This is a genomic window from bacterium (genome assembly GCA_030649025.1).
In the GTDB taxonomy this organism is placed as follows: Bacteria; Patescibacteriota; Minisyncoccia; order JAUYLV01; family JAUYLV01; genus JAUSGO01.
This window is the reverse complement of sequence record JAUSGO010000034.1, coordinates 1-21,298: the sequence shown is the minus strand read 5'-3', so window position 1 is coordinate 21,298 and position 21,298 is coordinate 1. Positions and strand designations below refer to the sequence as shown.

At 50.1% G+C, this 21,298-nt stretch carries 21 protein-coding genes and 5 tRNA genes; 2 read left to right on the top strand and 24 right to left on the bottom strand.

Annotated features, from left to right (window positions below):
• Positions 1-35: 35 nt before the first annotated feature.
• The 7 genes from Q7S09_05285 to Q7S09_05255 all read right to left on the bottom strand — a co-directional run bounded on the left by Q7S09_05285 (position 36) and on the right by Q7S09_05255 (position 4,581).
• A complete protein-coding gene (locus Q7S09_05285) occupies positions 36-1,085 on the bottom strand; it encodes an AI-2E family transporter (GenBank protein MDO8558561.1) in 1,050 nt (349 codons plus the stop codon).
• Positions 1,086-1,193: 108 nt separating this feature from the next.
• Positions 1,194-1,265, bottom strand: a tRNA-Arg gene (locus Q7S09_05280).
• Between the two features lie 67 nt (positions 1,266-1,332).
• Positions 1,333-1,407, bottom strand: a tRNA-Asp gene (locus Q7S09_05275).
• Positions 1,408-1,484: 77 nt separating this feature from the next.
• A complete protein-coding gene (locus tag Q7S09_05270) occupies positions 1,485-1,865 on the bottom strand; it encodes a hypothetical protein (protein ID MDO8558560.1) in 381 nt (126 codons plus the stop codon).
• A gap of 209 nt (positions 1,866-2,074) precedes the next feature.
• Positions 2,075-2,146: transfer RNA gene (locus Q7S09_05265), tRNA-Met, on the bottom strand.
• 129 nt (positions 2,147-2,275) lie between these two features.
• A complete protein-coding gene (locus tag Q7S09_05260; protein ID MDO8558559.1) occupies positions 2,276-3,358 on the bottom strand; it encodes a hypothetical protein in 1,083 nt (360 codons plus the stop codon).
• A gap of 2 nt (positions 3,359-3,360) precedes the next feature.
• A complete protein-coding gene (locus Q7S09_05255; protein ID MDO8558558.1) occupies positions 3,361-4,581 on the bottom strand; it encodes an AAA family ATPase in 1,221 nt (406 codons plus the stop codon).
• A gap of 165 nt (positions 4,582-4,746) precedes the next feature.
• Between Q7S09_05255 and Q7S09_05250 the strand changes: the two genes are divergently transcribed.
• Together Q7S09_05250 and Q7S09_05245 are read left to right on the top strand one after the other, a co-directional pair.
• Positions 4,747-5,865 carry a putative glycoside hydrolase gene (locus Q7S09_05250; GenBank protein MDO8558557.1) on the top strand — a complete coding sequence of 373 codons (1,119 nt, stop codon included), beginning with the start codon at positions 4,747-4,749 and terminating at the stop codon, positions 5,863-5,865.
• 174 nt (positions 5,866-6,039) lie between these two features.
• The gene (locus Q7S09_05245) at positions 6,040-6,684 is read left to right on the top strand and encodes a hypothetical protein (protein ID MDO8558556.1); all 645 of its coding nucleotides are present in this window, start codon (positions 6,040-6,042) and stop codon (positions 6,682-6,684) included.
• 74 nt (positions 6,685-6,758) lie between these two features.
• Here Q7S09_05245 and Q7S09_05240 read toward each other — a convergent pair whose 3' ends face one another.
• The 17 genes from Q7S09_05240 to Q7S09_05160 form a co-directional block, all read right to left on the bottom strand.
• On the bottom strand, positions 6,759-7,157 hold the full coding sequence (locus tag Q7S09_05240; GenBank protein ID MDO8558555.1) for a hypothetical protein: 399 nt from the start codon (positions 7,155-7,157) through the stop codon (positions 6,759-6,761).
• Between the two features lie 20 nt (positions 7,158-7,177).
• A tRNA-Leu gene (locus Q7S09_05235) sits at positions 7,178-7,261 on the bottom strand.
• A gap of 16 nt (positions 7,262-7,277) precedes the next feature.
• Positions 7,278-7,350, bottom strand: a tRNA-Cys gene (locus Q7S09_05230).
• Positions 7,351-7,372: 22 nt separating this feature from the next.
• Positions 7,373-7,675: a nucleoside triphosphate pyrophosphohydrolase gene (locus Q7S09_05225; protein ID MDO8558554.1), complete on the bottom strand. Its 303-nt coding sequence runs from the start codon at positions 7,673-7,675 to the stop codon at positions 7,373-7,375.
• 34 nt (positions 7,676-7,709) lie between these two features.
• The gene (locus Q7S09_05220) at positions 7,710-8,693 is read right to left on the bottom strand and encodes a DHH family phosphoesterase (protein MDO8558553.1); all 984 of its coding nucleotides are present in this window, start codon (positions 8,691-8,693) and stop codon (positions 7,710-7,712) included.
• The gene (gene rbfA, locus Q7S09_05215; GenBank protein MDO8558552.1) at positions 8,647-9,150 is read right to left on the bottom strand and encodes a 30S ribosome-binding factor RbfA; all 504 of its coding nucleotides are present in this window, start codon (positions 9,148-9,150) and stop codon (positions 8,647-8,649) included. The genes Q7S09_05220 and rbfA overlap by 47 nt, the downstream gene beginning before the upstream one ends.
• Positions 9,119-10,642, bottom strand: a complete 1,524-nt coding sequence (gene infB / locus Q7S09_05210) for a translation initiation factor IF-2 (GenBank protein ID MDO8558551.1) — start codon at positions 10,640-10,642, stop codon at positions 9,119-9,121. The genes rbfA and infB overlap by 32 nt, the downstream gene beginning before the upstream one ends.
• A gap of 134 nt (positions 10,643-10,776) precedes the next feature.
• The gene (locus tag Q7S09_05205) at positions 10,777-11,001 is read right to left on the bottom strand and encodes an Ada metal-binding domain-containing protein (GenBank protein MDO8558550.1); all 225 of its coding nucleotides are present in this window, start codon (positions 10,999-11,001) and stop codon (positions 10,777-10,779) included.
• On the bottom strand, positions 10,985-11,986 hold the full coding sequence (locus tag Q7S09_05200; GenBank protein ID MDO8558549.1) for a hypothetical protein: 1,002 nt from the start codon (positions 11,984-11,986) through the stop codon (positions 10,985-10,987). Before Q7S09_05200 ends, Q7S09_05205 begins: the two co-directional genes overlap by 17 nt.
• 190 nt (positions 11,987-12,176) lie before the next feature.
• Entirely contained in the window at positions 12,177-13,190 is a 1,014-nt protein-coding gene (locus Q7S09_05195; protein MDO8558548.1) for a hypothetical protein, read from the bottom strand.
• A 164-nt stretch (positions 13,191-13,354) separates the two neighbouring features.
• Positions 13,355-13,921 carry an NUDIX hydrolase gene (locus tag Q7S09_05190; protein MDO8558547.1) on the bottom strand — a complete coding sequence of 189 codons (567 nt, stop codon included), beginning with the start codon at positions 13,919-13,921 and terminating at the stop codon, positions 13,355-13,357.
• 18 nt (positions 13,922-13,939) lie between these two features.
• Positions 13,940-15,703, bottom strand: coding sequence for an ABC transporter ATP-binding protein (locus tag Q7S09_05185; protein MDO8558546.1), 1,764 nt, complete (start codon positions 15,701-15,703; stop codon positions 13,940-13,942).
• Positions 15,704-15,813: 110 nt separating this feature from the next.
• The gene (locus tag Q7S09_05180) at positions 15,814-15,966 is read right to left on the bottom strand and encodes a hypothetical protein (protein MDO8558545.1); all 153 of its coding nucleotides are present in this window, start codon (positions 15,964-15,966) and stop codon (positions 15,814-15,816) included.
• Positions 15,967-16,245: 279 nt separating this feature from the next.
• Positions 16,246-18,006 carry an ABC transporter ATP-binding protein gene (locus Q7S09_05175; protein MDO8558544.1) on the bottom strand — a complete coding sequence of 587 codons (1,761 nt, stop codon included), beginning with the start codon at positions 18,004-18,006 and terminating at the stop codon, positions 16,246-16,248.
• 35 nt (positions 18,007-18,041) lie between these two features.
• On the bottom strand, positions 18,042-19,004 hold the full coding sequence (locus Q7S09_05170; GenBank protein ID MDO8558543.1) for a tRNA-dihydrouridine synthase: 963 nt from the start codon (positions 19,002-19,004) through the stop codon (positions 18,042-18,044).
• A gap of 140 nt (positions 19,005-19,144) precedes the next feature.
• Entirely contained in the window at positions 19,145-19,432 is a 288-nt protein-coding gene (locus Q7S09_05165) for a winged helix-turn-helix domain-containing protein (protein ID MDO8558542.1), read from the bottom strand.
• A 315-nt stretch (positions 19,433-19,747) separates the two neighbouring features.
• Positions 19,748-21,298 (bottom strand): PsbP-related protein (locus Q7S09_05160; GenBank protein ID MDO8558541.1); only part of this gene is annotated, 1,551 nt, incomplete at its 5' end.

The window sequence follows — 21,298 nt, the reverse complement described above, 5'->3', positions numbered from 1 at the left end:
TAAGGCAACTTTCTGCCTCTAAAAAGTTATCAACATTAGCCTTCCGTTTTTAAAGAAGATTCGATGTGGGGATGGTATTCTTCCCGATAAATTTCAGCAAGAGCCCAGGCAACGGCAAGCACCAACGGACCGATTATAAACCCCAAAAAACCGAAAATATTCAAACCTCCAAGGATGGAAAGAAGGATAAGAAGAGGATGTATTTTCATGCGCTGTTCAATGAGTTTTGGCTTGAAAATATTATCAACAAGCCCCACGGCAATACCGCTCCAAAGCGCAAAACCGATACCGGAGGCGGTAGAGCCTGTTGCAAACAAGAACAGTATCGAAGGAACAAGTACCAGCGAAGTTCCCAGCATGGGAATAAGTGAGGCGAACATGGTTACGGAACCAAGCAGAATGGGAGCATTGATGCCGAATATCCAAAAACCTATTCCCGCAAGAGCCCCTTGCATGAATGCGATAATGAGCGCCCCTCGCATTACCGCGTTAATTGCCACCAGCACCGTGTTGTAAATTTTTGTTTCCGCAGCATCGGACAAGGGGCTGATGCCAAAAAGCTTCTGACGGAACACGTGTCCATCCTTCATAAAATAGTAGAAAGCGATGAAAAAAAGCAAGGCGTTGAAAAAAACACCGCCAACGCCAGAAAATACACTTACGAAGTTTTTAGAGACGAACGATAGCACCGCATTAACACTCCCTTCATCGGCAATTTTATTCTGCAGACTCTCGGCTATCCAATGCAGCAATGGAGATGACGAAGCTCCACGAAGGCGTTCCGTTTCTAAAAAAACCTGGAGGTCTCCGTAGACGCCCCTCACTTCAACGCCGAGCAAAATAAGAAGAGCGGAAAGCGGAAGCGCAACGGCAAAAAAGACGATAAATGTGACGAACAGTGCGGAGACGCCGCGCCCGAACCTTAGCTTCAATCGGAACCAGTTAAAGAGTGGGCGAAAGAGAATCGCAAGCGCCAGGGCAACGGAAAGAATGATAAGATAGGACCAAAGAAGAAATAAACTGACAATGCCCACCAGCACCATGAGAGAGAAAAAGAATACTGCCTGAACTTGTTTTTGTGTCATGGAATGTGTCACTTTAAATTATTTACTATTTCCTCGGTGTGTTTCTGGGTGGCTTTTCATTCATTGGAAACATTGTAGCAACCCGCACAATTGTCCCCCAGACAATTGTGCCCTCGAGAGGAATCGAACCTCTATTGCAAGCTCCGCAAGCTCGCGTCCTATCCGTTGAACGACGAGGGCAATATCCTTTTGATGATAGTTTATATGTTTCGGGCGTAAACGCTTTCGAAAAGGATTCTTTACAGAGCGGACCCTAGGGGATTTGAACCCCTGATCTTCTCCGTGACAGGGAGACGTGTTAACCGGGCTACACCAAGGGTCCAAGAACAACTTTCACTATACACTATTTTTCGCCTTTGACAAGAAAAGTGGTCGTAAGTACGACCACATAATTCGCGTTCATTGCTCTTTCTCTTTGGGAAAGAGCTTCCAAATTTCTGTCAGAGCGCCCAAATGCACCGCAACGGTATGTCTGCATCGCAACCTCATGTTCCGATCTTCCCCTACAAGATCCAAAAGCCTTGCTATTTCTCGTTCAATGTATGCTTTGCACACCATTCCTTCGTCGCTGGAAATGTCCAGAATGAACGGGTTCGATTTACTGTTACCGAATACGCCCGACAGCTTCTCGCGGCATAATCGGAAGGCTTCCTGTGTCTTATGCCTCAGGAGGGGCAAAAGCATAAGCTCCACTTTTCTGCTCTCAAGCATTGCCATATCGAGCGCGCAACAATCAATGTCATTAAGCTCAAACTCCGAATTGCCTTTTTTTGTCGGCATAGTTATTTCCTTTATGAAAAGAGCTTCTGGGGTACAGAGTGGCTGCGGGAGGATTCGCCACTTCACCTCTCGGCATATCCTTCGATATGCCTCGGGTTTCGGGCCTTGTCCTCGCGGCCCCGCAAGCTTGCGGGGCATCGCTCCGGGCTTCTCATCCTCACGCAGGCAAAGCAGTTTGCCTGCTCCGCCCGAACTCACTTCGTTCGTTGTGGCTGCGGGAGGATTCGAACCTCCGACCACGGCCTTATGAAAGCCTTGCTCTACCACTGAGCTACGCAGCCATTGTATCTCCAATGAGCATAACACTGCAATATCCTTTTGTTCAAGGATTCTTGAACAGGGTATATGCGTAAAATGACCTGTAAAATTTTACGGCAAATAAAAAGGGCGTGAAGACGCCCTAAGAGTTGTTACTGGATATTGCGGTATGTTTGCGCGACTTGCTTCAGAGATTTGGAATCCGTACCGATAAGTACCGCGTGGAGACGAATATCTTTGCCCATCAGGTCTTTGACCGTTTCGGTGTTGTCCATTGAATTGTCCTCACCGTCGGTGATGAGAAGGATTTCTGAACGCGATACGTCGCCGCCAAGCTCTCGAATATCCTTCACCGCCTGCGCAAAGGCGCTGAAGATGTGCGTGCCGGAGCCGACAGAATGACTGGAGAGCAGTTTGTCGAGAAGCTGTTCGGCCTCCTGGCTGGTGAGGATCTGCTGAAGTTTTTCAGGACCTGAATCAAAGTAGCGCATGAAGTACTTCGCTTTTCCCGCCATGGCTTTAAGCAACAGGTTCACGATAACGCCGCGCGCCCAGATATGCCGCGGATAGCCGCTCGTCATGGGTTCGTTCATTGAAGGCGAAATGTCCAGAAGAATATACAGCAGTTTCTGGTCGACGTGAGTTTCATGCGATTGGAGAATGAGAAGGTCGTTCTCCGCAAGCCTGAGGTAAAACTCTTCATCGTCCATAAGCATCTGTTCGGGCAGGATGTCCGGAAACTGTTCGATCGCAGTGAGCGGCGCAGGCTCCATGTCGCTCGTAGGGTATTGCACCGCTTGCCGCTCGGCTTGTGTTTCGAGCTGGAAGTCGATGTCCGACTGTGTTGCGGCGATGCGCGCGAGCTCCAGGTCCTGATCCGACAACGCCCGTGCCACACGGCGTACCGTTTCGGGTTCGTCCGCCACCTCTTCCGGGTCCCGATTATCAATTCCGGCTTTCTTGAGAAGGTGGCGAGCAAGTATTTTATTGGCAGAAAGTGCTTCGCGCGCTTTGGCTTCTTTTTTTTCTTGTTCGCGACGCTCCTGTCCGAGCCGTTCTTGTTCTCGGCGCTCTCGGTCTTCCCGGGAGCGGTCGGATATTTCGTTGTCCCTATCTTCGGACGAATCTGTTTTTTTTCTCCGCCGTTGCAGGAAGCGGCTGAGAAAATAGAAAAGACTTCCTCCGGCAAGGACCGGTAATGCCCACTGCAGAACTTCGGGTAGCCATAGCGGCATAATTACACTCCTTCCGTGAGCTTCCTCACCGTCTCGCGAATTCCATCGATCGAAGCAAGCATCTTTTTCTTCTCGTCCTCGGTCGAGGGAAGTTGAGGCTTTACAGCGCTCACATCCTTACGCAACTTGGTAAGCTGCCGCGAGAGTTCCACCAGTTTGTCGCTGGAACAGGCGGAGTCGGGGCACGGCGGGATTTTCAATTTAAATTCCGCAAGAAGCTTCAGCTGCACCTCGTCGATGTTTTGTTTCTTCGTTTCTTTCGCCTTGGCAATGATGGGGTCGGCGACGGCCTTAAAAGGATCATGCTGGCCATCGTCGTAGCCTGTGCAAAGTCCCCAGCGAATGGCCATGAGGTCTTCAAAATCAACCTCATAGCGGCCGTAGAGGAGAGCATTTGCTTCAACGAGCTGCAAAAGCTTGCATCTCCGGCGATCGGAGATGACCTGTGTCGGTATCTGTTTAAGATATGCCCCGATGAGTTCGTCGTATACCTCGACGAAATGCGGATCGGTGATCTGGTTCGCGTCCACCACGATGCTAGAGACGTATTTAAGATCGTCAAGATCGATGCTTACCGAGGGCCGCTCACCGGTGAGAAATTTCGCGTACATGCGCCTACGGCTTTCTGCGCTCTTCAAGTATTCGACGCGGCATTGAAAGAGAAAACGATCAACGACCGCGCCAAGCTCCGGGTGCTTTTTCAGTTCTTCCATGGGATCGCCATTTGTGCAGGCAACCGCCGTATGAAGCTTGGCCTCTTCAGCCTGTCTGCCGCGCTTGAACTGTCGCTCGTTTAAGATGCCGAGTAACGTTCGGAGCAGTGGTGCATTCGAATCGAAAAGCTCGTCGAGTTCCGCAAAATCCGCATCAAGGATGCCGCCGTCACGACGGTATATCACTTCTCCCTGCTCACGCATGCGTTTCGGGTCGGGGATGCCGATGATGCTCGCTTCGGACATAAACTTGGAGAATCCAATAGAGAATATCCTCGCTCCCCTAAAGACTCCGAAGAGCGTACGCAAAAGGTCGGTTTTCCCCGTGCCGTAGGTGCCCCAAACAAGCACATGTTCTTTGGTGAGAAGCGCGTAAATGATCTGCTGAATGAGGTGACGCCGCTCGGGGAAGATGAGGATAAGTTCGTCCGCCATCTGCCGGAGTTTTTCACCGATCACCGCGATACGCGAAAGATCAACAACTGGCTTTCCGTTTCTGGTTTGCTTCATTTCTTTCTTCCTCCAGTTTCAAGTTTACAAGGAACTTCCTGCCTACCCAGCCTATTTTTGAATACTTTATGTAAAGTCTTGGTAGGATATACATTCTGGCATATATATTCTAAAAAGTCAATTATGTACTGACGGTTTTCCGGAATATATGCCATACTGTGATTAATGAAGCGATACACCATTATTATTTTGATAATCCTGTGCGGCGCGCTCTTTGGTGCCATCCTTGTTGTTGCCACGACGGAAAATGGCTTGGGGTCCGGATTGCACCGGGCGATACTCGAGACTAATCCCTTCCGGCCTTCGCCATTTGCCGAAATTATCGCACCGACCCCTCTACCCACCCCTCCACCTCCAAAACCAGTTCGAGCTTTATATCTCACGGCCAGCACCGCCAAAGATCCCGCGCGCCTTGAACATCTCATCGAGCTCGTCAAAAAAACGAATCTGACTGCAATGGTCATTAATGCCAAGGACGACGGACCGCAATTTGAACAGTCTTTAACCGACGCGGTTTTGCGCCTGCGTCAGGCAGAGATCATTCCTATCGCCCGTATCGTTATTTTTAAAGATGCTTCGTTCGCCCGCCAGAATCTCCAAGAGGCGCTGAAATATTCCAATGGCTCATTTTGGCGCGACGCTTCCGGCGGCACATGGCTCGACCCGGCTTCTCGCGCCTCCTGGGCGTACCTTGTGAACATTGCGCGACAGGCCGCCGATATTGGATTTGAGGAAATAAACCTCGATTACGTCCGCTTCCCCACCGATGGCGCACTCTCTTCCATCCGTTATCCCGTATGGGATGGCAAAACTCCCAAGAGCGAAGTTATCGTCGAGTTTTTCAAGTACTTCAACGAAGAGCTCAAGAAAACTCACCCGAACATCAAAACATCCCTGGATATTTTCGGATACACATTTCTCACTTCAACCGGCCTTAACATCGGCCAGCGCGTGGAAGATGCTGCGCTGTATTTCGACTATATCGCCCCGATGGTATATCCTTCTCATTATTCAACGGGTAATTTCGGCCTTGAGAATCCGGCGGCATATCCCTACACCGTGATCAAAAAAACCCTTGAAAAGGGTTTTAGCAAACTTCCGCCCGACTTTCCTCATGAAAGAATCCGCCCGTGGCTGCAAGCCTTCGATATGGGCGCAATATATAACGCCTATATGCTCTCGGAGCAAATTCGGGCATTGAAAGAGTTCGGCATCACCGAGTTCTACCTTTGGAACCCGCATAACGTGTATGATCGTTACGAGAGCGCTTTGCCTCCACACTAATAGTGCGCGATCAGTAAATATATGTGTGTGCCACAAAATTACATATATAAAAAACGCTCTGTTATCACCGGCACTGTTCGTGGCTCCCTTGCGCCATCTGGGCACTAATAGTGTGGGGGCTTTGAAAAAATAATCCCCTCGTGATAGTATTATCCGACACAAAAAGGAGCACTTATGCAACAGATCATTGAAAGATTAAAAAACCAAAATGCGCTCTCCGAGATCATTGAGAAGCGATTACGGGAGTTCTGGAAATATTGCGTGGAAGAGATCCGCGATGTTGCCATCCGGGAATCTGTTGAGTTATATCTGCAAAAAACGGCACCGTGGCAATTTTTTTCTGCCCCGGCCTCGCCGTCGGGGAAACACCATCCCATATGGCAAAACGATCCGGGCGGCATCCTGCGCAACACCGTTGAATGTTGCCTGTCCATAGATATGCTCATGACCCAGGAATGGCAGTTGGGCGATGCGGATGGCATACCGCACGAGCCGGCGAGAAGCATTATTTACGCCGCCACAATCGTGTCAGACACCTGTAAGGGCGGAAATCCCTGGGGACCGAAAACCGATCGCAACCACGGCCGAATCGCCGCGGAACTTTGGAAGACCGCTGCCGGAAACTTGGCAATCCCACAAAACGCACAAGAACTTATTTATGAAGCAGTGTATTGGCATCTGGGCCGGTGGACACCCGGCTGGACAGAAGAAATCGATGCCAGCCTATCCCTGCACACCAAAATTACCCACGCGCTCGACGCGCTCTACGCCGATAAGAATCTCGAGAAAATCTTTATTCCTCGTCCTCTGCCGATGTAAAGTATTTCCGCCCATCATGCCAAAAACCACAGAGCATAAGCCTGTGGTTTTTTTATTGCTTCTAAAAAGAGTTTTTAGGAGACATTATCGTATCTTGAAGTCTCCGAGGTTTCCCATGGGAACACTACCCATTTCTTCTTCGTGCGCACAAAAAAATCCGGTTTAACGGGAGATGCTTCATTAAAAAAAAGGCTCGAAATGTTAAACGTTCCGCCCAAAGACATCAGAAGCCCATGTACCGTTTTCCCGCCATCCACTATATCGTCAACGATAAGCGTATCCCTTGTAATATCTTCCCTGGAGAGCAACACCGGCACATCAAGAAGATGCGAGAGTACAACCGCAAGAATAAGTCCGCCCCTGGGAATGCCGTATACGCTTTTGAAACGCTTTTCCCGCGCCCATACGGCAATTTTTTTTGCGTCTTCCTCAAATTCCGCCCATGTATAGTTTTCGGAGTCTTCTGGTGGCATAGGAATAAAAAAATAAGATGTGCCCGGGGCGAGAGTCGAACTCGCAAGCCCTTTCGGGCAAGGGATTTTAAGTCCCTCATGTATACCAGTTCCATCACCCGGGCGTAAGACAATGATATGAGGCGCGAGCGGGATTCGAACCCGCGCATAGGAGTTTTGCAGACTCCCCCCTTAACCACTTGGGTATCGCGCCATATATTCCCACAGATCGCCTTCTAAGATTCGTCCAATATAATACGCTCCTTAAATTTTCCCCTTTCTTCTGCCTTCTTATCTCTGACCTGCCCAACCTCCTTTCGATCAAAACCTTTGTGGTCCGCGATTGCGTCGATCACTTCAAGAATATCGGCAAATTCTTCGATATTTTCATCTTTTTTGAACTCCTCAATTTCCTCAAGCAGTTTGTCCTTTAATTTCTCCCAATACTCTGCCATATCCGCAACATGCGTAATTGGCGTACCGCCTTTTTTACGAATATATCCCGGAATCTTGTCTCTCACCAGTTTATTATATTTCATACCATCACTCAACTCTTAATTTCATTTCCTCTTTTTATCTTATCACAGCTCTTGCCGCTTCACGAACGCGTAATAAGGCATACAAGAACTCTCCCTCTACCTGGCATCCGGACGCATATTTGTGTCCTCCGCCTCCAAGCTGCTTGGCGATCGCCGACACGTCCACGCCTTTGAAGTTCTCGCTTCGCAGACTTATGCGGAACTTGCCAGGCTCGGCTTCTTTGAAGAACGCCGCGAATTTTTGTTCTTTGCCGGTACTGATGAGATGCGTAACAAGCGAAAGATCGATATCGCCGCCTGTCTCCAGAAGGTCCTTATGGTGAACGACGGCGTAGCTCATTCCTATATCGGCATCGTACATTATGGCGGAAAGCGCATCGGCGATGATACGAAGATTTTTCTCCTCCTGACTCGGACGGATCACCTGCGTCACCTTGTGCATGCGCGCGCCGTGCCGCACAAGATCGGATACGATCCTTAATGTTCCGGGAGAGGTGCTGGAATGTTGAAGCCCTCCCGTGTCGAATACGATACCCGCAAGAAGGCATGTTGCAAGTTCCTTGTGCAGAGGAATGTTCGCAAACACACAATATCGATACACCAGTTCACACGTTGAGGAAGCGCCGGTATCCACGATCTGCACTTCGCCCCTTTGATCGCTGGACGGATGGTGGTCTATGGTCGCGATGCGCATGGGATGGGCCTCAATATATTCATGAAGCTTCGTGCGCGCAAAATCTCCATAGTCGACGGCAACAAGCACATCGCCCGGCAAGTTTTCCGCCGTGGCATGATGCGTGGTGACCGCGGGAAGAAAGAGAAGCTCCTGGGGAACGCCGTCGGGAAGAAAAATGGATGTCGGCCGGTTTAACTTCTTTCCGATATGCGCCATGGCATAGACGGCTCCGATCGCATCTGCATCGGGCCTCTCATGCGTAGCGAGCAATACGTGGGACGCCCCGGCAATGAGGTTATGTAGCCTTTCGAATCCTTCGCGGTTTTGATCTTGGTTTGGCATGGGAAGACTCATCATTGTGCACGGCCTTGAGTATCTGGTCAATGCGGCCAAGGTGCTCGAGTGCATGGTCCGGCACGAACCGTATTTTTGGGACGGGACGCATGCGAAGCTGTCTATTGATGTTCTGTTGGATATGGAAAATGGCTCCTTCAAGAATACCAAGAACTTTCTCTCTGTCATTTTCGGGGAATACGCTGATAGAAACGGCCGCATGTTGTCCGTCGCTTGAAACTCTCGTTCCCGTCACGGTGATAAGCACGCCCGCAAACGCAAAATCGCGCTGGAGCGTCCGCGCAACCTCGTGGTGCAAAAGCTCTTGGATTTTTTCATGGCGGTAAGGCATTGCAACAAAACGCCGTTCCACTTGTACTATGTAGCTGGTGCTGGCAATCCAGTCCTTACGCATGCCCAGAGGGGCAAGATATCTATAATTCCCTTCTTTTTTCGAAGCGTTCATACACTTCAACCGCATCCCCAACTTGCGGCACCTCCCCCTTCCCCACATACAGCATGCCGCATTCCTGCCCTTCTTTCGCCTCCGATGCGTCGTCTTTTGCGATTTTAAGTTCTCGTATTTTCCCTTCGCTCACGATGGCTCCATTTCGCACAATGTCGCACCACGCGCCGCGAACCACTTTGCCCGACGTGATACGGCCACCGATGATAATGCCATCTTTCTCCCTCTTAAAAATGGCAAGTAATGAAACTTTGCCCATTTGGGTTTTCACGATCTCTGCCGGCAACAGAAGGGAAAGTTCTTTCCGCACTCCTTCGATAAACTCGTAAATAAGTTCTAGAATCACCACGCGCACGCCTCTTACCCTTGCATATTGCTCGACCGCGCGCGGCAAGGTAACGCGAAAACCCATAATTGCGGCCCTGGTGCTCTCGGCCGATTTAACATCGGCTTCGGTAATATCTCCGACGCTATGTTCAATGATCTTCAGTGCAACCTCATCGTGGGTCATGCGCAATAGCGCCTCGATGATGGCTTCTTCAGAACCCTTCGTGTCGGTTTTGAGAATTATGGGAAGAATATGTTTGGAAGCGGCAACAACTCCTGCGGATGCGGCCTGCAGTAGCGCATCGGCGGCTTTTTGTTCTTCCTTGCGCTTCTCAACAAGTGCCTCCGATCTCCGTATAGCTTCCTCGGCATTTGCCACAACCTCGCAGGTATCTCCAAGAACCGGCACCGTCTCCATGCCGGTAACCAAAACCGGCGTTGATGCGGTCGCTTGAGCAATCTCTACTCCTTTGAAATCCTCAAGAATTCGAATTTTCCCTATCGCCTCCCCGCAGATCAGCGCATCGTTCTTCTTTAATACCCCGCTGGTGACCAGAATCGTTGCCGAAGGACCCCGGCGCGGATCGAGCCGGGATTCAATAACTACTCCCTGGGTAGAAAGACCTGTCTCTGCCGGAATTTCCTCAAGATCCCACAACAGGAGCAACATATCCAAAAGCTCGGGGATGCCCTTACCCGTCTTTGCCGATACTTCGAGGGCCGGAACCTTCCCGCCCCATTCTTCTATAAGAATATTATTCTCTGAAAGCTGTTTTTTAATGCGCGGAGAGTCTGCATTCGGCTTATCAATTCTGTTGAGCGCGACAACAAAAGGAAGTTTGGCATTCTCGATGTGGCGGGCGGCTTCCAACGTCTGGGGTTTAATGCCTTCATCCGCGGCAACAACAAGAATTGCAATATCGGCAACATGCGCTCCGCGCCTGCGCATCTCCGAAAATGCTTCGTGTCCCGGCGTATCCAAAAACGTCAGCATCTTGCCATTATGCTCGATCTGATATGCTCCGATATGCTGGGTAATGCCGCCACTCTCTTTCTCTGCAACATTCGATTTGCGGATATAGTCCAAAAGCGTGGTCTTGCCGTGGTCCACATGACCCAGCACAACCACCACCGGTGGGCGTTTTTGTGTCGTTTCACCTGTCATAACCTATATATCTTCGATATAATCGGTTCGTTCGCCAAACACAAAAGCGAGCTTTCATGTTTGGCTCACTGCCGATTATAGCCTACCCTATTTATGAGAAAAAGAAAAGCCGCGGGAACATGTATTCCGCGGCGCTATGCGTAGGTATCGCTCGGCATTGGTCTGCAGTTCTTGCACGGCCGGTAGCCGGCTTCCACCGCATCTTGCCAGGTCAGGAAAAAAACCCGGTTTTTTGGTTTCATCATTCGCTTGCCGGACAAACAATCCAGTCTGCCGAATATTTTTCGAGGTTTATTCCCGGCATATCTGCCCGGGATTCGGCTTTCAACTATCTTCCCGCCCTTAAGAACCTTGTGCATTTGGATCCTTTTCCGGCGAATCTATGGATTTTTCTTTCATGGCGTAGCAGAGAGCGCCAGAAACCGCTTGCTGGGGAGTAATACTCCGCCACTCACTGGATGATCGCGCCCACGACTGTTCTTCTAGGCGTGTATTCATCGGAACATAGATTTTTCTTACCTGTGCCTGGTACATTTGTGTCGAACATCGCAGACACGTATGTTCAGCTGACGTTTTCAGCCATGGCAAGCCGTTGGGGTAAAAACCGGCGATATACAGATCGCACTCATAAAGCGCAATGCCTTTCCGCGCGACTTCCCATAAAGCAAATTCCTCCGCGTGACCACACGCTCCCAGCATCTGTTCGGTGCGGGATGTAATGGAAAGCCGAATGCAGGCTGGGTCGCAAAGAGAGTGCAGGGGTTCAATCGTCTTGTTGCATCCTCGGTATACCACCGCTCCCTCATGCGTTATGACGCAACCGAACTTCATCTTCCGGCATGGCGAATCGAGAGCTTCTTCAAAGCAGGCGCAGTATATAGGATCATAGAACAAAGGATTTCGCACACCGGCTTTATTGGCGCCGTAGAGCATTTGCAAGAGACGGAACGCGAGAAGTTTATAGCGCTCTCGCGCTTTTTTGATAATCCTCTTGCGTTCTTCCGAATCACCTTCTTTGTGATACAGCATACTGACGCGGTCCCGAACCACCGGATTGCGCATTTCGGGAAATGCGTAACCGAATTGCGCTACCGTAAAATCCTCAACTGCGCCATCTGCGCATTCATTCCAGTAGTGCGAGTTCGTCTTGCTTTGGCGATCGGTATATTCGGCTCTCCAAATTTTTCCGCCAAAAAGATTCTGCGCAACCAAAGATACAACCGCGCAATGGCCCCACAACGGATTATCCGGCGTCCATCCTTTTGCATCCTGCGATGTCTCCTCGCTACAAATCGAGGGCAGGAGTTCTTTAAATTGTTCCGGGGTTATAGGTTCCCAGCTCATGGCATTTTCTCCTTGAAGTTGTCCGCTAGATTCTCCACTGGAGAATCTAGCCCCGTGAAAAGCCCCTGGGTGACCGGAGTATTTCACTCTTGTTTTCAAAGTAAAAGACAGTATTTCCAGCGTATACTTCGCTCTCAAACTTTGCAACAAAGAAAAATCCGCCTCTGCATGCGCGCATCAGCGGAATATTTTAATACCAATCGGTGTCATCAAGGCTTGGTTCGAGCAACATTTCCGAAACCGGCTTGCCGCGCGACATACATATGGGCGCGAAGATACATTGCGTTACTCCCTGCACCTTATACCGTTCCGGAAGACCGCAGGTAGGACCGCACGACTCACAGTGCGTCTTGTCGCGTGAACAGCAGTTGCGGGAATAATTCCAAAACGCATAGTGCGTATCCGCGGGAGAGACCCCCAAGCCCTCGGCAATATACCTGATGGCTTCTTTCACGGCTCCGCGAATAGCAAGGTCTTCTTCTTTGGTAACGGGCTCTCTGCGACGAATCCTCCCGGCGAGTGCTTCATCAAGAATTTCCACCGTGCCCTTGCGCAGATGCAGCCGCTGTTCGTGGTAGTTCACCGGCGCCTCAAGATGTTCAGGATCGCAATACTCCCAGTTGCAACTTGCCTGCTGAAGAGCGAGAAAATAGTTCGATTTTTTCTCCAGCGGGTCGCTCGCGTACGCGACAAACTTTTTCAAAAGTCCGTAGAGACCATTCTTGTCGTCATTCCGAATAAGCCAGCCATCCACTTCACGGCAGAGGTCTTCAGCAGACTCCCATCCACGTTCCAGCATAACTTGCCCGATATCTACGATAAACGCGGCGCGCCGAGAAACATCGGTGATAACTCCCCCGCTATTGCCATCGGCGAGAAGCCCCGCAAGTTTCTCCGGAGTCATGTTGGCAAAATTCGGCGGCAGGAATAAGGTTGAATCTTCTTCGGCAAGACGCACGAGTCGCCGCCACAGATAATCCCATCCTTTGCATATCGCGCCGTCAATCGTACCGACAAGCGCCCTTCCTACAAGAGGTGTCGTCTGGTGATTGATGGCAACCGCAACAAGGTTAAGCGTGCCGAGAATGGATGCGGGCACGCTCATTTTGACCGGATCTTCCTTGGCCCCCGGAAATCCGCCGAGAGATGTGATAAGGACAACGACGGTATCGCAAACTGCGTAATTTACTTGAGCGATCATCATCGCCCTCCTTCTTCTGTCAAAGTGCTAAAATAGATCACCAAAAACCAACTATAGCGCGCTATCGTATAATTACAAGGGCACGTATTCCAGACATCATGAGTTAAGCATCAAAAAAAACTATTCCAATGTTCTTGAGAACATTGGAATAGAGAAGAGCGAAGTTTCTACCTTATGGGCACCTTGCTCTTTAGAAGGTGCAGAATGCCAAAAAGCTTCACATCCGCCTTTACTCCGCGAGGCGGATGCAGAAGAAATGTCCGAAGCTTTTTAAGCGGGATTTTGAGCACTTCAATATCCTCGGCATCCTCAAGTTCCGGTTCTTGAATCTTTCTTGCTCCCGTACCGAGATAATATACTATCTCGTCTTCAAGCATGCTGGTGTTGAAGGGGCCAGAAACAAGCTTTCGCAGGCGAGAAACTTCATACCCCGTCTCTTCCAAAAGTTCGCGCCGCGCCATGTCCGGCTCGCTCTCTCCTTTTTTATCCATAAGGCCTGCGCATGCCTCAATGATCCGGCACTTAAACGGTATGCGGAAAATTTTTATCAGGATAACTTCTTTTTTCGGCGTAAGCGCAATAACCGCAACGATGCGTCCGTATGTTTTACGCTTCACCATCTCCCAGGTGCCACGATATCCGGTTTTGCGGTTCCTGAAATGCCGTTCAATAGTTTGTATATATTTTCCGTCGTACACAATAATATCGTTCTTAACATGAAGTTTTAAGGACATGTGTTTAAATCATAATAGTTAAGAATTGATTCCGTTCTCCGTGCTCGCGCTCTGTTCTCTCCACAACGCGGCGTAAAGCCCGCCTTCACGCAACAGCGCCTCATGCGAACCGGATTCAACTATCTTTCCTTTCTCAAGAACATAAATAGTATCTGCGTGCATGATAGTGGACAGACGATGGGCCACCAACACCGTGATGAGGTTTTGCCGGGATGCCGTCACTTTTTTTATGGTCTCGGTGATTGATTTTTCTGTTATGGAGTCGAGCGAACTTGTCGCTTCGTCAAAGACCAGAACATGGGGTTTTCGCAAAAGGGCTCGGGCAATGGCAAGCCGCTGTTTTTCGCCTCCCGAAAGCTTGATGCCGCTCTCCCCGATGCGCGTATCAAGGCCCTTGTTGCCACGCTCTATGATGGTACGGGCAGCGGCGGCATCCAGGGCTTCCTCGCATCCTTTGTCGGTTGCATCCGGGCGAACGAATAAGAGGTTCTCACGTATGGTGCCGGCAAAAAGCTGGGTATCCTGCGACACCAGCCCCATTTTCAGGCGCACCGCATCAAAATCCACAACGCTCGAGTCCACGCCATTGAAAAATATTTTGCCGTCCGTCGGCTGATAAAGCCCCGACAACAGTTTCATAACGGTTGTCTTACCAGAACCGGAGGGTCCGACAAAAGCGATCGTTGTTCCGCCCTTAACGCGGAAGGATACACCGGAAAGCGAAGGCTTGTCCGCAGAAGCATACTGAAACGTTACATTCTCATACGCGATGTCCCGTATAGCCCCCTCAATTGCAATCGGTCGCGCGGGTTTCGGCGCCGGTAAAGTGGCCAGCACCTTGCCAAGTACCTCCATGCTGCCCCTTGCTTCCTGATACTGTGCGGAGACATTACCCAATTCTCCCAAAGGGTTGAAAATAAAAAATGAATAGAAAAGAAGGCTGAAAAATTCTCCAAGCGTAATGTCCCCGTTGAAAATAAGCCAGAGCATGAGAAGCATTAAAGAGGAACGTAGGGCGTTAATGAGCGTTCCCTGGGTGAAATTCAGCTTGCGGATGAGTCGGACCTTATACAACTCGAGCTGTAATATCTGATCGTTGACGGCATTCAGCCTGCCAACCTCCTGCGCTTCAAGCCCCAGGCTTTTGACAAGCTCCACGTTACGCAGAGTTTCGGTGGTGGAACCGGCTAGTTCCCCCGTTTGCACCACAATATTTTTCTGGATGGTCTTGATGCGCCTGCCGATGAAATATGTTGCCGCGCCGAGCAAAGGAATGATAAGAAAATACACCAGTCCCACCAGCCAATGGACAAAGAACGCGTAGATGAGAACAAAAATAACGCCGACGAACGAAAGGAACAGAATGTTGATGGCGCTTACAATAAGCTTCTGCACGTCATCGCGTGCTTTTTGCAACTGGCGCAGAAGCTCGCCCGAACGCTGGTCTTCAAACACCGCATAGGGCAGAGAGAAGGCGTGAGCGATGCCATCGGCATACAGACGCGTGCCCAGGCGCTGGGTGATGACATTCACGTAATAGTCCTGGAAGTTTTTTGCAACGCGCGAGACGAACGCCACGCCAACGGCCGCCAGCAAAAGCAATATAACGCCGTGCAAGAACTCGTCCTGCGGCAAGGTGGCAACACGCGTGGCATACCGGTCCACAATAAGCCGGAATATCTGTGGGTCCAGCAACGAGAATCCCTGGTTTATTGTAGCAAGCGCCAATGCGCCAAAAAGAATGCTCTTATATTGTTTAATATAGTTCCAAAGAAGATGCATAATTAAGCCAGTGTATCATATTGTATATTCTGCGGCAAAAGAAAAGGGCAAGACTGGCTTGATAAGTTTTTGAATATGATATATAATATCTGCTGAAAGCGGAAACGGGTCTACGGGAGGAAATTATGAGCAAGGCGGCATGCCTTGATAGTGGCTCGAACAAGGTTATTCTTGACCACGTAAGATCTTGCGGCGGGAGTGCCGATGTGAACCTGAACGAACTTGCGCTCCGCAGCGGCTTTCAGTCTACGACTCTTTGTCATACGATTAAGCGGCTCGCAAGAATGGGCCTAATCGAAAGGGAAAAGGGTGCCGGCCGCAAGTTGCCCCGAATCACCTTAATCACGGCCAATCTATAGCCTGTGGTAAGTTTGTGCAGCCAAACTCCTCGGAAAAATCGTCCGAGGATTTTATTTATAATAAGAAAGAGAACGAGCATGAGTTCGTTCTAAGATACACGAAAGACCACCCGATGCTTTCCGTTCATTTAGGATGCGGTTATTCGGATTGTTTGCTGGGATAATTCTGTCTTTTTGACGCGCCTAGGCCGAAGTAAATCCGCCCGCCTGGATTCCCCAAAGTTTTTGATAAAGCCCCTGCTGTACCTTAAGAAGCTCCTCGTGCTTTCCTTCTTCAACGATCACGCCGTTTTCCACGACCACGATGCGGTCCATCTGCATAATGGTTGAAAGGCGGTGCGCGATGACAATAGTAGTGCGGTTCTGCATAAGGTGCCTAAGCGCGTCCTGAATATACATCTCGCTTTCGCTATCAAGGGAACTGGTCGCCTCGTCCAGAATGAGTATGGGAGCGTTTTTAAGAATTGCCCGCGCGATGGCGACCCTTTGGCGCTCGCCGCCAGAAAGTTTGATACCGCGCTCCCCCACAAGCGAATTGTACCCCCGAGAAAATGAAGAAATGAACTCATGCGCATGCGCCAGTTTTGAAACCCGTATCACTTCCTCATCGCTTGCGTCTGGTTTTGCATACCTGATGTTGTCCATGAGCGTCCGGTGAAAAAGTATGGGCTCTTGGGGAACGAGCGAGGCGGTCTGCCTCAAAGAATCCTGCGTAACGCTCGCAATATTCTGCCCGTCAATAAGAATTTCTCCGCCCTGAATGTCGTAGAACCGAAGCAAAAGCTTCACGATGGTGGACTTTCCTCCTCCGGAGGGACCGATGAGCGCTACGCGCTCGCCGGGTAAAATTGAGAAATTAAAATCCTTAAGTATGGAAGCTTCTTTATAATAGCCGAATAGAACGTTCCGGAATCCGATACTTCCTTTTGAAACCTCCAGTCGCCCCGCTCCCGTTGCATCTTTTATCTCAAACGGGGTGGAGAGCATCTGGGTCATTTCATTTGCGTCCGCGAGAGCCTCATAGATAACGCGGATATTCTTCCCGGTGTTCCAAAGCTTGTCGGAAAGCCGTATGACATAGGCCTGAAGAAGCGCTACGCTACCAACGTCCAGCTTTCCTGCAAGCCAGAACTTCACGGCAACGTACATAATCAGGAATTCAAGGCCAACCATAAAAAACCCCTGCACCACATCGCTCCACGTCCCCAGGTCCCAGCTTTTCTTGCGCGCCAAGAACTGCTCATTCGTCACCTCGCCGAATCTCTCATTTTCACGCTCATAGGATGCAAAAAGTTTGATGTTGGTATTATTGGTAAAGCTGTCGGCAAGCTGAGCCGTGGTGTGCGTATCAACGCGGGCCCGACGGATGTCATATGGAAGCTTAAAACGCGCGTAAAAGTAGGCGAAGACCAGAAAGGCCGCGCACCAAAAAAGCAAAATGAGTCCGAAGGTAGGGTACTTCCACAAAAGCACGGTAAGAACCAATCCGGTATCAAGCAACGAGCGTCCCAGATCGAAAATTAACTGGTCGGCTATTTGCTCAAACGCACGTTCATAGCGCTTCACCTTGGTAACCAAACTCCCCACAAAGCTGGAACTGAAAAACCCAACGGAGTGTTTCTGCAGATACTGGTAGCATGTGTTTGTGAGGTCCCTCATCACCTTGGACTCAAAGTAATTGTTGACAAAATTGGTCACGCGCCAGGAAGATATCTTCACGAAATTCAGGATGAAAATGAGCACCACAAGATATATGGCCTTTTCTAAATTTTCCGGAACGCGCCCCGAGGCAAGAAGATTAATAAGGTCCCTGTAAAGGAATGGGGTATAGGTTTGGAATACGGTGAACAAAAACACACCCAATACCAAAACCGCCGCCTGAAGGCGGTATTTTTTGCTATGCTCCCAGAATATAGAGAGCGTGCGTTTTGTGAGCGTCTGCATAGGTATGCAAAGAAGACGCTTTAAATAGGAATATCTTACACCTCAACTGCGCCCAGAAACTCCTCCGTTATTTTTTTCACGTCTTCAGCCTTTTCCGTTCCCATAAGACGTATCCGAAGCTCTTTGGCCCCGTCAAATCCCGTGGCATACGATCCGAAGTGTTTTTTCATCACGGAGAAATTCTTGATACCCTTGAATTTCTTTTCAAATAGTTCCGCGTGTTTCACCATACGTTCGAGTCGTTCGCGTACATCGGGCACCCGCTCGGAAAAAAACCAGGGATTCCCAAAAACGCCCCGCCCTATCATTGCGCCATCCATGCCCGATTCCTTCAGACGAGCGCGCGCATCTTCCATTGAAGTGATGTCTCCGTTTCCAATTAAAAGTGTTTTTGGCGCCACGCGGTTCCTTAGTTCCACAATTTCATGCGCTAGCTCCCACTGCGCGGGCACTGCCGACATTTCCATGCGCGTACGCAAATGCACGGTGAGCGCGGCCAAATCCTCTTCCAAAAGTACCTGAAGCCATGCCGACATTTCATCCTTAGATACATAGCCGACCCGCGTTTTGACGGACACGGGTAAATCCCCAGCTCCTTTCTTCAGGGCTCGGATGGCAAGGCGTGCGAGTTCTGGAGTTTTGATGAGCGCGGCCCCTGCTTTTTGTTTTTCAATATCGCGCGAGGGACACCCCATGTTGATATCCACGCCGTCAAAACCAAGTTCGCGGATGAGCACACCCGTTTTTTCGTACTTCTCGGGCTCCACGCCGAATATCTGCGCGACGATGGGGTGTTCGCCTTCACCAAACCATAGGTCGGGCAAAAGCGCTTCTTTGCCTCTTGAACAAAGCCCCCCAATGGATACGAACTCGGTCCAGAACACATCTGGCTTCCCGCATTCCACGAACATCTGCCGGAACGCCGCATCGGTCACATCCGCCATCGGGGCGAGCGCAAAGAATGGTTTTTCCAATGTATCCCAAAAGTTGAAGTGCATGTTTTGAGTTAGAGAGTATTCGAGAAAAAAACCTCATTCAGAAGTTTTATACCGTACCTATTAACTTAAGAAGGTCGTCGAAATTCAACACACATCATCATTTGCACAATCATCCTTACAAACTCCAGTTTGTAAGGATGTTATTGGATGCGTTGGAATGATTTGAGGAAGGCAACGAATGTTTTTCCGTATGGCGAGAGCGTGTGTTCCACGAATTTGCCGCGGTATTTTTTATTGACTAGCCCGGCAATATAGAGCCGCCGCGTGTGCTCCCCCAACGTTTTCTCGTTGGCTCCAATCGCCTCAATAATCTCCTCAAGCGTAAGCCCTTCGCGTGCGGCGATCAAAAGCAGTATCTCGATGCGATAGTGATTGGCCATTCCCTTAAGATGCCGCTCCATCTGCTTTGCTGTTTTGATTTTTCCCATATATTTATAGTATACACAACATCCTTACATACTCAAGTATGTAAGGATGTTGTGTGAGGAATTTGTGATGTTGTGACGGTGGGGGGCAAGCTCACCGGGTTCATTTGCCTTGCTGTTAGTGTCCGTGCTTTATACTCTAGGCTCTGGCCTCCACTTGAGCAATCGATTTTGAGAATTTGAAACAAAAAAAAGTCCACAAGGGACTATTTTTCGGCTAATTTGAAACCACGAAAAGCTAGAATCCAAATGAGGTTGCGCGTGACGCTAACCGGCCTATTATAAGGTTGCCTGATTAAATTTTTGAAGATGGGAGGGTTAAGGCAATGCGCATCCGGTCCTTTCCGAAAGCGTCTCCAGAGGCAATTCGCCGGTCTGTCTTGAACCGTCGGGGAATTCCCACGTGGGATATGCTTTGATATCCCTGTCGCTGCAGACGCCGGTCTGATATTTCCCATCGGGAGTGGAGCACTCAACATACGGCAGGCGGGATGCTGCGTCGCCGAAGAGTTTTTTCTGTGCCTGGCAGTGCGAACAATCGAACGCCCCGTAGAAAACCACGCTCTTGCTTTTAATACAATCGGCGAATGGCCCCAGATTCGAGGGTCCTACGATATCAAAGGTCTCAAAAACATCTTTTATAACTTGCCCATATAAAGCCCATACCTCGGAGGGGGCGGTCGCCGTCACAACGTAGAGCTTGTTTCCGCCTACGGCGAACAGTTGCAGATTCCGGAAAACAACGCCCTGCTGGGTAAATACGGCGCCGAGAAAATGCATATTCTGTCCGCCCGCGGTGGTATGGTCTTCATCTTCCACGATGCTGTAGTTTTTAAACACTTTCGGCAGGGCGTTTTTTACCTCTTCAACAGTGTCGTAGATATCCTGCACGCTGTTTTTCTGCGCCGGACCGACGGCAACATTTATGTTCGCGAAGAACGGTTCGCCTCCGGCGGTGTCGGGCAGGGCGTTCCTGAAGGCTACCGGGGTTTCCGGCTTGCCGCTTTCGACGACTATCCAGTGCTTTGGAACGGACATGCTGAATTTTTCCTTCTCATTCACGTATGTTTTTTGCCGTATGTGGAATGTGCGCAACGAGTCTTTCACCGTTTCTGCGTTACGAGTCCATTTTTCGGGGGGCATTTTGGACCCCGCAAAATACATGATGCCGTCTTTTATCACGACCATAAGAAGTATATGAACATCGGCTCCATTGTCTTTGTAGGCGCTATCCAGGAAACTCGCGTCAAGGCGTCCGCCGGCAAGCATTATCCGTTCTTCCGCAAGAGACGCGCCCGGATGTTCCTCTTCCAGCGACTTTGTAAGCATCCTAACGGCGTCCTGCGTACTTTTAATATCAAGCGACGGGGCCGGCGCGGAATCAACATTAAGCTGTGGACGGAAGGGTTTGCCTTCAACCAAACCGTCTTCGGGCCCGTTGAACACGAATTGCGAATCTTCCGTTCCGTTCTCGTCCGGCGTCCACCCTTTGGGCTGATGCATTGCGAAACCTCCTTTGGTGCTTACGTAGGATGTCAGCTCCAAAGATTCTTTTCCCGTAGGCGTTATCGTCTTTGCCAAGGAACCCGGCCCATCGGCATAAAAATTTGCGTAGGGTTTTTTGAATCTGCCCATGCCGATGCTGTCTATGGGCATCAGAACAAGCCCGGCTACGCAGAGAATGACGCCCGCAATGGCCATCTTGCGCTTTTGCGACCGCAAGGCGCCGCGATAATGGATTAAGGAAAAGATATGGACTCCCGCGCCAACGATGGGATTTGCGGCCCAAAGGAACGGAGCGATAATACCCGCGCTAAGCATGCGGCCCGCGTTCTTGTTCAGCGCCTCTTCCGGCAACGGGTCGGGCTT

Coding starts and splice junctions, on each gene's coding strand:
- Q7S09_05205 (MDO8558550.1), bottom strand. CDS start 11,001: ATGCACAAGGTTCTTAAGGGCGGGAAGATAGTTGAAAGCCGAATCCCG.
- Q7S09_05165 (MDO8558542.1), bottom strand. CDS start 19,432: ATGGGAAAAATCAAAACAGCAAAGCAGATGGAGCGGCATCTTAAGGGA.
- Q7S09_05190 (MDO8558547.1), bottom strand. CDS start 13,921: ATGTCCTTAAAACTTCATGTTAAGAACGATATTATTGTGTACGACGGA.
- Q7S09_05270 (MDO8558560.1), bottom strand. CDS start 1,865: ATGCCGACAAAAAAAGGCAATTCGGAGTTTGAGCTTAATGACATTGAT.
- Q7S09_05240 (MDO8558555.1), bottom strand. CDS start 7,157: ATGCCACCAGAAGACTCCGAAAACTATACATGGGCGGAATTTGAGGAA.
- infB (MDO8558551.1), bottom strand. CDS start 10,642: ATGACAGGTGAAACGACACAAAAACGCCCACCGGTGGTGGTTGTGCTG.
- Q7S09_05220 (MDO8558553.1), bottom strand. CDS start 8,693: ATGCCAAACCAAGATCAAAACCGCGAAGGATTCGAAAGGCTACATAAC.
- Q7S09_05200 (MDO8558549.1), bottom strand. CDS start 11,986: ATGAGCTGGGAACCTATAACCCCGGAACAATTTAAAGAACTCCTGCCC.
- Q7S09_05180 (MDO8558545.1), bottom strand. CDS start 15,966: ATGACAAAGAGTCGTAGACTGAAAGCCGCTGCGGAGCGCAAGTTCGTT.
- Q7S09_05225 (MDO8558554.1), bottom strand. CDS start 7,675: ATGAAATATAATAAACTGGTGAGAGACAAGATTCCGGGATATATTCGT.
- Q7S09_05285 (MDO8558561.1), bottom strand. CDS start 1,085: ATGACACAAAAACAAGTTCAGGCAGTATTCTTTTTCTCTCTCATGGTG.
- Q7S09_05260 (MDO8558559.1), bottom strand. CDS start 3,358: ATGCCGCTATGGCTACCCGAAGTTCTGCAGTGGGCATTACCGGTCCTT.
- Q7S09_05170 (MDO8558543.1), bottom strand. CDS start 19,004: ATGCACTTCAACTTTTGGGATACATTGGAAAAACCATTCTTTGCGCTC.
- Q7S09_05250 (MDO8558557.1), top strand. CDS start 4,747: ATGAAGCGATACACCATTATTATTTTGATAATCCTGTGCGGCGCGCTC.
- Q7S09_05245 (MDO8558556.1), top strand. CDS start 6,040: ATGCAACAGATCATTGAAAGATTAAAAAACCAAAATGCGCTCTCCGAG.
- Q7S09_05185 (MDO8558546.1), bottom strand. CDS start 15,703: ATGCATCTTCTTTGGAACTATATTAAACAATATAAGAGCATTCTTTTT.
- Q7S09_05195 (MDO8558548.1), bottom strand. CDS start 13,190: ATGATGATCGCTCAAGTAAATTACGCAGTTTGCGATACCGTCGTTGTC.
- rbfA (MDO8558552.1), bottom strand. CDS start 9,150: ATGAACGCTTCGAAAAAAGAAGGGAATTATAGATATCTTGCCCCTCTG.
- Q7S09_05255 (MDO8558558.1), bottom strand. CDS start 4,581: ATGAAGCAAACCAGAAACGGAAAGCCAGTTGTTGATCTTTCGCGTATC.
- Q7S09_05175 (MDO8558544.1), bottom strand. CDS start 18,006: ATGCAGACGCTCACAAAACGCACGCTCTCTATATTCTGGGAGCATAGC.